The sequence below is a fragment of the Methylobacterium sp. SD274 genome (genome assembly GCF_017355285.1).
Classification (GTDB): Bacteria; Pseudomonadota; Alphaproteobacteria; order Rhizobiales; family Beijerinckiaceae; genus Methylobacterium.
The window spans coordinates 1-11,428 of the sequence record NZ_JADIJP010000053.1 but is presented as its reverse complement, the minus strand read 5'-3'; the positions used below and the strand labels follow the sequence as shown (position 1 = coordinate 11,428).

Sequence of the window (11,428 nt, the reverse complement as noted above, 5' to 3'; positions counted from 1 at the left end):
GAGGCCGGCTACTGCTTCAAGACGCAGCGGGCGATCTCGGCCTTCGGCAACGTCAATTGCCGCTTCTCCGACATCCGCGACGTCCCGCTCTCTGCCCGCGACCGGGCGAAGGTCGGCGAGATCGTGCGGGAGGAAACCCGTAACGGTTGCCGCGAGTGAGCCTGCGTCTCGCCTGACGCCCCGAGGTGACAGGCCGGGCCGCCTTTTGTAAGCACGGCCCTTCCCCCTAACCGACCGGAACGCCGACATGTCCCACGCCGATCTCTCCACCACCATCGAGACCGCTTGGGAGGAGCGTGCCGGCATCGACGTCTCGACCAAGGGCGCCGTGCGCGACGCCGTGGACGAGGCCCTCGATCTTCTCGATACCGGCAAGGCCCGCGTGGCCGAAAAGGTCGGTGAGGAGTGGCAGGTCAACCAGTGGCTCAAGAAGGCGGTGCTGCTGTCCTTCCGCCTCAACGACATGGAGATTATCCATGGCGGACCCGATGGCGCCAATTGGTGGGACAAGGTGCCATCGAAGTTCGAAGGCTGGAAGAAGAAGCATTTTCGTGAGGCCGGCTTCCGGGCCGTGCCGGGCTGCTTCGTGCGCCGTGGCTCCTACATCGCGCCGGGCGCGGTGCTGATGCCCTCCTTCATCAATCTCGGCGCCCATGTGGGTGAGGGCACGATGGTCGATACCTGGGTGACGATCGGCTCCTGCGCGCAGGTGGGGAAGAACTGCCACATCTCCGGCGGCGCCGGCATCGCGGGCGTACTCGAGCCGCTCCAGGCCAACCCGGTCATCATCGAAGACAATTGCTTCATCGGCGCTCGCGCCGAGGTGGCCGAGGGCGTGATCGTCGGTGAGGGCAGCGTGCTCTCCATGGGCGTCTATATCGGCGCGTCGACGAAGATCATCGACCGGTCCACGGGCGAGGTCATGTATGGCCGCGTGCCGCCCTATTCGGTGGTGGTCTCGGGCACGACGCCCGGCAAGGACCTGCCCGACGGCACGCCCGGCCCCGGCCTCTACTGCGCCGTCATCGTCAAGCGCGTCGATGCCGGCACCCGCTCCAAGACCGCCATCAACGAGCTGCTCCGGACCTGAGACCCGCACGCATTCGACGCGGATCGGCACTCCCCTCTTTCCCGTCGAGGAAAGAGGGGAGGCGGACGCTCGTCCTCGGCCCTGGCGCGACACCGAGCCGGCCTATGCGGCAGCGACCGGCGCGTTAGATCTCCAATCCGATGCAGACCGTCCCGGATGAGGCGTTGCCAACGATGATCGAGCCTGCCCACTCCACCCGTGGCTTTCAGCTCGACGTGCTGGAGCGCAAGGTCCCTACGCCGTGCGACATCGTCGGGAGCGGCCCGGCCGCTCTGCTCCTGCCCGCCCTGTCGTCGATCTCAGCACGGGCGGAGATGCGGCCCCTGGCCAAGATCCTGGGCCACGACTACCGCTGCCTCATTCCCGACTGGCCCGGCTTCGGCAACCATCCGCGATCCCGCATCGCCATGGAGCCGGAGACTTTCCATGCCTTCATGGATTCGCTGATCGCAGCCGTGCCGGGACCCTACGCCATCGGCATCGCGGCGGGTCATGCGGCCCCTTATCTCATGGCAGCCGCCCAACGGCATCCAGGCCAGTTCGACCAGCTCGCTCTCGTCGCTCCCACATGGCGTGGACCGCTGCCCACCGCGCTCGGCGACGCGCGCCGTGGCTGGCTCTCGGGGATCCGCAAGGCCATCGAGCTTCCGCTTCTCGGCGAGGCGCTCTACCGCATCAATATCAGTCCCCCGGTGATCGGCCGGATGATGCGCGCGCATGTCTATGCCGATCCGGACCACGTCACGCCGGGCATCATCGCCGACAAACATGCCGTGACGCTCCAGCCGGGTGGCCGTTTCGGCACGGCGGCCTTCGTCACCGGAGGGCTCGACCCGTTCGAGACCCGCAAGGACTTCCTGGCCCTGTTCGAAGCCGAAGGTCTTCCGCCGATCCTGGTCCTGCGTCCCGAACGCGCCCCGCGCCGGTCCGGCGCCGAGATGGACGCCCTCATCGCCGCCGGCCATGTGGCCAAGGCTTCGGTTCCGGGGGCCCTCAGCCCGCACGAGGAATATCCGTGGGAGGTCGCCGCCGCGATCCGCGCGGGCATCCGTTAGGGGGATCCCGCGGCCGCCGAGGGACACATTCGTTACGGAATGGCGAAATGTCATGCGTTTCGAGTGCCATACGAGTGTCGTTCAGGAACCCTATGGCTCCCCTATCGCTTGCCATTCCCGACGCATTTCACCCTGAGCCGCTGCCATGTCTCCTCTGCTTCCCGCTCTCGCGTCGCTTGCCTTCACGTCCTGCGCCTTCATGGCGGCTCCCGTCATGGCGCAGGCGCCCACGCCGAACCCCGCCGACACCAAAGCCACGAGCGGAAAGCCTCGGTCGGCGCCGGCCGTCGCAGCGACACCGTTGACGCCGGGGATGCCGGCACGCGCGCCCTATCTGTCCGACGCCACAGCACCCGATACAGTCGCGATCCTGCCTCCGCCCCCGCGGGGTCAATCGGCCGCCGAGACGGCGGATAAGACCATTTTCTCGGCGACCCGCGCCCTGAAGGGTAGCGCGCGCTGGGAACTCGCCACGGCGGATGTGGCGGACGGCCCCTCGGCCATCCTCGATGATTTCGCGTGCGTACTCGGGCGCAAGATCGATCAGTCCCGCTCGCCGGCCCTGATGACGCTGCTCGAACGCACTCGCCTCGATATCAGCCGGGCCACCCGCCCACTCAAGGAACATTACCGTCGCCTGCGTCCCTTCGTCGGCAACGACGCGGAGATCTGCGTGGCGCGGACCCGCGAACTCGGAGACGCGTTCAGCTTCCCCTCGAGTCACGCGACTCAAGGCTGGGCCTACGCATCCATCCTCGCGGCCCTGGTGCCGGAGAAGGCCACGCAGTTCTTCCTGCGCGGCAAGGCTTACGGCGAGAACCGCATCGTCTGCGGCGTGCATTGGGCCAGCGACGTGGAGGCCGGACGCACCACGGCCAGCGTCGTCATCAGCGCGCTCCAGGGCGATGCGGGCTTCCGGGCCGATCTCGAAAAGGCACGGGTGGAGATCGGCAAGAACCTCTCGCAAGAAGGCTTGCCACCGGACGCGGCGATCTGTGCCCGCGAGACCTCGGCCCTACGCGAGCCGATCCTGTAGGCGGTCACGAAGACGCGTCCGCGACCGGCGACGTTGGCCGCGGACCGTCACCCGCCTGCGTAGGCAAGCGAGCGAAGTTTGAGTCCATCCGCCAAGACCGATCGATGATCGAATGTAGAAAGGCCCGACCGCTGTCCCGGTCGGGCCTTTCTTCGTTTTCCCGTGAAACGGAAGGGGAGGGGCTTTGCCCCTACCCCGCGCTGGTCTTGCCCCGCTTCCGGCGCCGGGCGAGGAGATTGAGCCCCTCGACGCCGGCCGAGAAGGCCATGGCAGTGTAGATATAGCCCTTCGGTACGTGGGCGCCGAAACCTTCCGCGATCAGCGTCATGCCGATCATGATGAGGAAGCCGAGAGCCAGCATCACCACGGTGGGGTTGGCGGCGATGAAGCGCGCCAGCGGGTCGGCTGCCAGCAGCATGACGGTGACGGCCGTGATGACGGCGATCACCATGATCGGCACGTGATCGGTCATGCCGACGGCCGTGATGATGCTGTCGATGGAGAAGACGAGGTCGAGGACCAGGATCTGCCCGACGGCGGCGGCAAAGCTCAGCGCCACCGGGGAGGATGCATCCTCGTGCCCGTCGTCGGGATCGACGCTCTCGTGGATCTCTTTCGTCGCCTTCCACAGCAGGAACAGGCCGCCACCGATGAGGATCATGTCCCGCCAGGAGAAGGCCTTGCCGAAGATCTCGAAGACCGGCTGCGTCAGGTGGACGATGTAGGCGACGGTACCGAGCAGGCCGAGGCGAAGGATCAGAGCGAGGCCGATACCGATGCGGCGGGCCTTGGTCTGCTGATGGGCCGGCAGCTTGTTGGTGAGAATCGAGATGAAGATCAGGTTATCGATACCGAGCACCACCTCCATCACGATGAGGGTGGCGAGCGCCACCCAGGCGGTCGGGTCTGCGGCGAGTTGAAGAAGCGAATCCACGGGAAGAGAACCTCGAACGTCGTCAGGTCGGAAAGCGGCGGAAGATCAGGATGCGGCGGGCACGATGCCGGGACGCTCCGAAGGTTCCGGCGCGAAGATCCGGAGGGCCTTGGGCACGACCTTGAAATGCGCCGGCGTATAGGTGGAGAGTTCCCCGTCGGTGTTCACCGGACGAGGCTTCTTGGTCTTCACTACGATCTCGGTGGTGTTGAAGGCACGAACGTCGGCGGCTTTGCCCTGGGTGCCCCGACGGAGGGCCGGCAGCAGCGCGATGAGCCGCCACCAATGCGTGACCTCCAGGCTATAGAAATCGAGCTTGCCGTCATCGACGGTGGCGGTCTCTTCCACGGTCATCCCGCCGCCATAGTGGCGCCCGTTGCCCACCGAGACCTGGATCGTGGTGATGGTCTCGGTCAGTCCGTCATGTTCGAGATAGACCGTGAAGGGACGTACCCGCCTCAGGACGCGCATGGCCGCGATGGCGTAGCCGAGCGTGCCCCATTTCTTCTTCGATTCGGCGGTGAGGTCACCCGCAAGATCGGCGGAGAAGCCGATACTCGCGACGTTGAAATAGTAGCGGCCGTTGACCCAGCCGAGATCCACCGCCTGGGGCTTCGCCGTGCCGATGAGCTCGGCGGCTTCCACCGGGTCGGTGGGCAGGCCGAGGGAGCGGGCGAGGTCGTTGGCGGTGCCGAGCGGCAGGATCCCCAACGGTAATCCGGTCTCGACCAGAGCGGGAGCGGCCGAATTCATGGTACCGTCGCCACCGCCGAGGATGACGAGATCGCACTCCTTCGCGTGGCGCTTGATCACTGCCGTGCAATCGGGATCGCCCGGCGGCTCGAAGGGCTCGATGCCGGCGGCGCGCAGGGAATCGCGCACGGCGTCGAGGGAAAACGAGCCGTTCCGAGCGTTCGGATTGACGAGGAGGAGAGCCCGGCGAGTGGATGCGGCACTCATGAGGCCACCTCCGAAAACGAGCATCCCGAGATGCCGCAAAAGATCATCGATACAACCACGTGTGTCAGAACCCCCCGGTGCGTTCGCGCCGCGTCAGCGCAAAGGCAGAGAAGGAGTCCGACATCGCGGCCGACGCCTCGGCCGCCAGAGGGGCCCGGACCCGTCAAGCTCTCAAGAGGTGGGCGCTCCCGCGAGGATGGCAAGAGGTCATGCGCAGGAGATCGGCTTCAGGAGATCGGCTTCAGGAGATCGGCGGCAACGCCCCGGGGACAGGATGTTCCCAGGGAGAAAGCGTGCCTGCAACTTCGGCGGAGAATACCCGCCAACAGTTGGGAACAACGGGCATAGCGCGGGGAACGGTGGCTGACCCGACCGGTCGGCGCGGCGGTATGCTAGGTCTCTTGCCGGGGCGAGGTCCTTTGGCGAACGACCAGGTTCGACGCGGGCAACCGAACACCCGACCCTGACGTTTCCCTTCGACGTTTTCCTTCGGCCGGGCGCTCTGATGCGGTCGTGCCCACCTTCCACGTCGCTCGCGACAGCGGTGAGATGCCATGCACCACGGATTGTTCTCCACCTGCTCGGCCGCCCTTCTCGTGGCCCTGGTCTCTACGGTCAGCGCCGAGGCGCAGGGGCGCCCGGCCTGGGTCGACCCCCCGGCCAAGGCCGATGTGAAGCCCGAACCCAAGAGTGAGGCGAAACCTGTCTCCCCTCAGGCGGTGCAGGAGGCCCCCCAGAGCAGTCCGGCCCAGGCGGCGAAGCCCGAGACCACGACGCGCGCCGCATCCGTCGCGGAGAGAGGCGCGGAGGCACCGCGGCGGGCTCGTCGTGGCACCCGCCACGCCGAGACCAGGCATTCCCCCCGCCGGCTCTCGCAGGTTCCGCCGAATGCGCTTCCCCTCACCGTCTCCCCCGGCGCACCGCCCCCGAGCTTGGCGATGGCCTCCGAGGATCGCTTTCCCGAATGGGCACGCAAGGCCCAAAGGCTGAACGAGGATTATCTCGACGCGATCTCTGAGCCCGGCGATGGCATGGTCGCTGTAGCACCACGCTTCTACGCCGATCATGTCCGCTTCCACGGCCGCACCCTGTCGCTGACGGCGGTAATGGCGGAGAAGCGCCGCTTCGTCCGACGCTGGCCGGACCGCCGCTACGTGGTGCAGGATGGCTCCCCGCGCACGGCCTGCAGCGTCAACACGAGCAGCTGTATCGTGCGCTCGACCTTCGATTTCCGTGCCGCGAACCCAAGGAACGGTGCCCGCTCGCAGGGCGTGGCGGAACTGACCCTCGAGATTTCGTTCGCCGGATCACGCCCGGTGATCGTGTCTGAGTCGAGCCGCGTCCTGCGCCGCTTCGCACCTGGACCGCTGAGTGCGGCCGTATCGACACGGCATGGTGCCTGAGCCACAGTCGAACCAATGATCGCGACCGCCCCAAAGACACGCGCAACGGACACGTCACGCGCCGCCGACAAGACGCGCGCCACCGGCAAGGCTTCGAAAACGAATCCGTCCGACGAGGCCGAGGCTCCGGCCATTGTCGCTGCTCGGGCTGCCCGAGAGGCAGTCAGATCCCTGATCGATGCGGAGATCCGGCGCCAGAACGCTTTCCCGGTGGCCCGGCGGACGCTTCAGCTTTTGGCTGAGGCCGTGGTCGAGCCGACATCCGCTCCGCCCTTCTACCGAATCGTCGACCGTTCCGGGACACCGCGTCAGGGCGAGACCGGCCCCCTGACCTTATCGGAGCTGTTCGCCGAATTGCGGGAGCGTCATGGGGCGCTGTTCGTACCAGTGCCACCCGAACCCGTGGCGGACGTGCCGCCCGAGCCCACCGCATCGGACGAGATCAAGGCGGCCACGTCCCGGTTCGTGGAAACGCAGTCTGAGCTGGCCCGCTCCGTGATGGCCCGTTCGGTCGCCAGGGGAAGGTCCGCCGCGGCTGCGGTCTCGGCGACCCTGGCGGGCACTTTGAGCAACGTCCGCCACTCCCTGGCCGATCGCCCGAGCGACGGGCAAGGCGCCGGGCCGCAACCGAGTCTGCGCGAGCGCGGCATGCGCATCGGGGCCTCCTTCGGCGACAGGGCCCGCGAGACCGTCGCCATCGCTCGTGAGCGTCTCTCGGGCCTCGCTGCGAAGAACAGCACGACGTCTCCTCTGGCGACCCCAGGCCAAGGAGCGCAACCAGCCCGCTGGCCCGGGCTGCTCGCCCGCACCGGTGACCGGGTCCGTCGCCTTCGGCGGGATGACGGCACGATCCTGACCCGGCCGAGCGTGCTCGCAGGCGCGGGACTGCTTGGCAGCCTCGCCCTCATCTTGCTCCTCACCCAGGGCGGTGGGGAAGACAGGCCGGCCTCCGCACCGGATGCGGAAGCTCCGCGCCAGGAAACGAAGGCACAGGATTCGGCCCAGCCGACACAGCCGTCCCAAACGCAGCAGGCCCAGAACCAGCCATCCACCATGACCAACCCGCGTGAGACCGTTCCGTCGGCGACGCCCCCCGGGATTCCCGCGGAAGAGCCGAGCCCGCCCTCGGCCGAGGAGAGCCGGGCCAATCCCCCACAGCCGTCCAATGCCGTAACCGGCAAGACCGAAGTGATCGACACCGCAACCCTGCGCGTCGGCGGCAAGCTCGTTCGCTTGTTCGGTGTGGAATGGGTCCGTGGCGGGCAGCCGGAGGAACTGACCCGCTACCTCGCCGGCCGTCCGGTAACGTGCCAGCCGGTCGCCGGAAGTGCGGCCTATCTCTGCGCGGCGGAAGGCCGCGACCTGTCCGAAGTCGTGCTCTTCAACGGCGGAGGCCGGGCCTCTTCGGAGGCGACGCCCGATCTCGTCGCCGCCGAAGACCGTGCGCGGACGGAACGCCTCGGAGTTTGGGCGCGCTGACGCGAGGATGATTCACCTTGCATAGGGGAAGACGCTCGGCCTCAATGCCCTTCCTTGAAGGGATGTGGGGACAGGCATGGATCTCTCGATCGGGTTGAGCGTGGTGGCGGTGGCGCTCGTGGTCCTGGTGGTCGTCACCCTCGCCATCGGCATCAACGTCATCCCGCAGGGCCACGTCTACACAGTGGAGCGGTTCGGCCGGTACTCGCGCACCCTGGAATCCGGGCTCGGCCTGATCGCACCGTATGTGGAGCGGATCGGCCGGCGCGTGAACGTGATGGAGCAGGTCATCGAGGTGCCGAGCCAGGAGGCCTTCACCCGCGACAATGCGGGGGTGAAGATCGACGCGGTGGTGTTCTACCAGGTGCTCGACGCGGCCAAAGCATCCTACGAAATCTCGAACCTCGAAACTGCGATGATGACGCTGACGATGACCAACATCCGGACGGTCGTCGGCTCCATGGACCTCGACCAGCTGCTGTCGCACCGTGACGAGATCAACGAGCGCCTGCTCCATGTCATGGACGCGGCCTCCTCGCCCTGGGGCGTGAAGATGACTCGCATCGAGATCAAGGACATCCTGCCGCCCGCCGATCTCGCCGGCGCCATGGCGCGCCAGATGAAGGCCGAGCGCGAGAAGCGTGCCTCCGTGCTCGAAGCCGAGGGCCATCGGCAGGCCGATATCCTGCGCGCCGAAGGGCGCAAGCAATCCGCCATCCTCGAAGCCGAAGGCCGGCGCGAGGCTGCCTTCCGCGACGCGGAGGGGCGCGAGCGCAGCGCTGAGGCGGAGGCGCGCGCGACCGGCCTCATCAGCGCGGCCATCTCCGAGGGCGATCTGGCGGCGGCAAATTTCCTGGTGGCCGAGAAATACGTGGACGCGATCAAGGCCCTGGCCACAGCACCGAACCAGCGGGTGGTGGTGGTGCCGATCGAGGCGGCCTCCCTCGCGGGCACCCTGGGTGGCATCGCCGAGATCACCCGTAGCGTGTTCGGCGAGGGAGCGGCGCAGACGCGAAAGAGCTCCGGCCTCCCGCCCAAGGTCGGGCCGAGCAGCGGAAGCTCCTCGTGAACCTCGACATCCTGAGCGCTTTAGGGCCGGTCTGGACCTGGGTCCTGATCGGGCTGATCCTGATGGGAGCGGAGCTCGCGATCTCGGGCGTGTTCCTGGTCTGGCTCGGCATCGCGGCCATGATCACGGGGCTGGAGACAGCCCTCGTGCCCATGCCCTGGCAGGCTCAGATCCTGTTCTTCGCCGGCCTCTCGGTGGGGCTCGTCATCTTCGCGCAGAAGCGGATGGCCGGACGGCCCAACAGCCTCAATCGGGGTGCGAACGGGCTGATCGGCCAGGAATTTCGCCTCGATACCGCCATTACCGAAGGGTTCGGGCGGATCAGGGTGAACGACACCGTGTGGCGCGTCTCCGGTGCCGACGCACCGGCCGGCACCCGGATCCGGGTCACCGGGATCGAGGGAACCGTCCTCATCGTGACGACGGCCTGACAGCCGGAGGAGGACTCCTCCGGCTTCGCTCGAGCAGGTTCAGGCGACGCTGATATCGACCTGGATGTTGCCGCGGGTAGCGTGGGAATAGGGGCACACCACATCGGCGCGCTTCACCAGATCCTCGGCCTTGTCCCGCTCGATGCCGGGCAGGGTCGCCTTCAGGGTGACGACGAGACCGAAGCCTTCGCCGTCGTCGCGCGGGCCGATGCCCACCGAGGATTCGACCTTGGCGTCCTCGGGGATCTTCACCTTGTCCTTGGCGGCGACGAACTTGATCGCGCCGAGGAAGCATGCGGCATAGCCGGTGGCGAAGAGCTGCTCGGGATTGGTGCCGTTGCCGCCGCCGCCACCGAGTTCCTTCGGCGTCACGAGGGTGACATCGACGGCCTTGTCGTCGGTGGAGGCCGAACCTTCACGGCCGCCGGTGGCGTGGGCATGAGCGGTGTAGAGAGCCTTCATCGGGGGTACTTTCTGCTGGGTATGAAATAGGGATTGCGTCTGGAACTGGGGTTCGGCGAGGCTTCGTTCCTTTATCGAGGAAATTTTCGCCACCACTGATCCTCAGGTGAACGAAACTCGGTTGCGCGCAACTGATATTCCATATGGCACCAAACCCGATTGCGCGCAACCATGATGCGGAATTACCGCGAACGTTGGTGACCATTCCGCATTATCAATTAGATAGGGTACTCGGCTCGGACCCGACACCGTACCCGACCGACATGAAGGAGGCCGCACGAATGGCGGGCCGGACCACCACGCAGACCTCTGAATCCCAGGACGTCCCGGTCGCCGAAAGGGGGGTCGACGGCCAGCTTTGCTTCGCGGTCTATTCTGCGGCTCACGCTTTCGGTCGTGCCTACCGTGCCCTGCTGGCCGCCCATGATCTGACCTACCCGCAGTACCTCGTCCTCCTCGTCCTCTGGGAACAGGAGGGGCTGACGGTGAAGGAGATCGGCACGCGCCTGTTCCTCGATTCCGGAACGCTCACGCCCCTTCTCAAGCGGCTGGAGACATCGGGCCATGTCCGCCGCGCCCGCGACCGGGCCGACGAGCGCCAAGTGAGCATCTTCCTGACGCCGAAGGGCCGCGAACTGCAGGGGCGGATGGATTGCGTGCCCGGCCTCGCCGGCGCCTTGACGGGAATGTCGGAGGAGGCACGGCACGCGCTCCTCGAATCCCTCGTGATGCTGCGCGGCGCGCTTCACGACAACGTGGCCGACGCCATGGCGGAAACCGCTGTCTCCGGGCGAGGGGCAAGGGCATGAAAAAGGCCGCCTCCCCGGCGGGGAAGCGGCCTCTCGATCGCTGATTCCGATCCGGCGGAGGATCGGAGAACGTTCTCAGTTCTGGGTCTTGAGGTAGGCGATCACGTCGGCGAGCTTCTTGTCGTCCTTGAGGCCGGGATAGACCATCTTGTTGCCGGGCACCTTCGCCTTCGGGTCCTTCAGCCACTCCTTGAGGTTCGCCTCGTCCCAGGTGATGCCCGAGCCCTTGAGAGCGGCCGAGTAGCTGTAGCCCTCGTAAGTGCCGGCCTTGCGGCCGACGACGCCCTTCAGATCGGGGCCGACGCCGTTCTTCACGAAATTGTGGCAGGCCTTGCAAGGCGCGAAAGCCTTCTCGCCGGCTGCCGCGTCGCCGGCTTCCTGAGCCTGGGCGGAGATCGGGAGCATGAGCGCGAGGGCGGCGCCGAGGATGAGGTGACGCATTATGATTTTTCCTCCATTGGGCAGCATGAGCCAGCCGAGCTTATGGCAGAGCTTTTGGTTTTAGAACAGATCGAGACTGGGAACGTTCCAAACTCGCCTCGCGGTCCGTGCGGCGAAACGAAGCCGACACCTCTCCATTTCGCCTTCAGACAACGTCGACACACCCGATCCTGATGCATCGAAACCGGTTATCGTTTAGATATCTTCCAATTCCATTGTCCTGAACGGTTCAAGGCTCGTTTTTAGTCCTTCCAAGCTG

12 protein-coding genes are annotated in these 11,428 nt (G+C 66.5%); 8 read left to right on the top strand and 4 right to left on the bottom strand.

What is annotated here, in order from left to right; genetic code table 11:
• Nucleotides 1–247 precede the first annotated feature (247 nt).
• The 3 genes from dapD (at nt 248) to IPV08_RS23695 (ending at nt 3,181) form a co-directional block, all read left to right on the top strand.
• Nucleotides 248–1,090: a 2,3,4,5-tetrahydropyridine-2,6-dicarboxylate N-succinyltransferase gene (gene dapD / locus IPV08_RS23705; RefSeq protein WP_056423053.1), complete on the top strand. Its 843-nt coding sequence runs from the start codon at nt 248–250 to the stop codon at nt 1,088–1,090.
• Nucleotides 1,091–1,263: 173 nt separating this feature from the next.
• Nucleotides 1,264–2,145 (top strand): alpha/beta fold hydrolase, encoded by an 882-nt coding sequence (locus IPV08_RS23700; protein ID WP_207414250.1) that lies wholly within the window; start codon nt 1,264–1,266, stop codon nt 2,143–2,145.
• 145 nt (nt 2,146–2,290) lie between these two features.
• The gene (locus IPV08_RS23695) at nt 2,291–3,181 is read left to right on the top strand and encodes a phosphatase PAP2 family protein (RefSeq protein WP_056423048.1); all 891 of its coding nucleotides are present in this window, start codon (nt 2,291–2,293) and stop codon (nt 3,179–3,181) included.
• A 190-nt stretch (nt 3,182–3,371) separates the two neighbouring features.
• On the opposite strand, the gene IPV08_RS23690 is transcribed toward IPV08_RS23695, so the two are convergent.
• Entirely contained in the window at nt 3,372–4,115 is a 744-nt protein-coding gene (locus IPV08_RS23690) for a TerC family protein (RefSeq protein WP_207414248.1), read from the bottom strand.
• Nucleotides 4,116–4,160: 45 nt separating this feature from the next.
• Nucleotides 4,161–5,075, bottom strand: a complete 915-nt coding sequence (locus IPV08_RS23685) for a lipid kinase (protein WP_207414246.1) — start codon at nt 5,073–5,075, stop codon at nt 4,161–4,163.
• 554 nt (nt 5,076–5,629) lie between these two features.
• Here IPV08_RS23685 and IPV08_RS23680 point away from each other — a divergent pair.
• From IPV08_RS23680 to IPV08_RS23665, 4 genes are all read left to right on the top strand, one after another.
• Nucleotides 5,630–6,478, top strand: a complete 849-nt coding sequence (locus IPV08_RS23680) for a hypothetical protein (RefSeq protein WP_207414244.1) — start codon at nt 5,630–5,632, stop codon at nt 6,476–6,478.
• Nucleotides 6,479–6,493: 15 nt separating this feature from the next.
• The gene (locus IPV08_RS23675; RefSeq protein WP_207414242.1) at nt 6,494–7,957 is read left to right on the top strand and encodes a hypothetical protein; all 1,464 of its coding nucleotides are present in this window, start codon (nt 6,494–6,496) and stop codon (nt 7,955–7,957) included.
• Nucleotides 7,958–8,033: 76 nt separating this feature from the next.
• On the top strand, nt 8,034–9,026 hold the full coding sequence (locus IPV08_RS23670) for an SPFH domain-containing protein (protein ID WP_207414240.1): 993 nt from the start codon (nt 8,034–8,036) through the stop codon (nt 9,024–9,026).
• Complete coding sequence (locus IPV08_RS23665; RefSeq protein ID WP_207414238.1) at nt 9,023–9,457, top strand: NfeD family protein; 435 nt, start codon at nt 9,023–9,025, stop codon at nt 9,455–9,457. The genes IPV08_RS23670 and IPV08_RS23665 overlap by 4 nt, the downstream gene beginning before the upstream one ends.
• 39 nt (nt 9,458–9,496) lie before the next feature.
• Here the strand turns inward: IPV08_RS23665 and IPV08_RS23660 are convergent, their stop codons facing one another.
• The gene (locus IPV08_RS23660; RefSeq protein WP_056148692.1) at nt 9,497–9,919 is read right to left on the bottom strand and encodes an organic hydroperoxide resistance protein; all 423 of its coding nucleotides are present in this window, start codon (nt 9,917–9,919) and stop codon (nt 9,497–9,499) included.
• A 281-nt stretch (nt 9,920–10,200) separates the two neighbouring features.
• On the opposite strand from IPV08_RS23660, the gene IPV08_RS23655 reads away from it, so the two are divergent.
• The gene (locus tag IPV08_RS23655) at nt 10,201–10,728 is read left to right on the top strand and encodes a MarR family transcriptional regulator (protein WP_246748202.1); all 528 of its coding nucleotides are present in this window, start codon (nt 10,201–10,203) and stop codon (nt 10,726–10,728) included.
• Between the two features lie 75 nt (nt 10,729–10,803).
• On the opposite strand, the gene IPV08_RS23650 is transcribed toward IPV08_RS23655, so the two are convergent.
• The gene (locus IPV08_RS23650; RefSeq protein ID WP_056249457.1) at nt 10,804–11,169 is read right to left on the bottom strand and encodes a cytochrome c family protein; all 366 of its coding nucleotides are present in this window, start codon (nt 11,167–11,169) and stop codon (nt 10,804–10,806) included.
• Nucleotides 11,170–11,428: the final 259 nt, after the last annotated feature.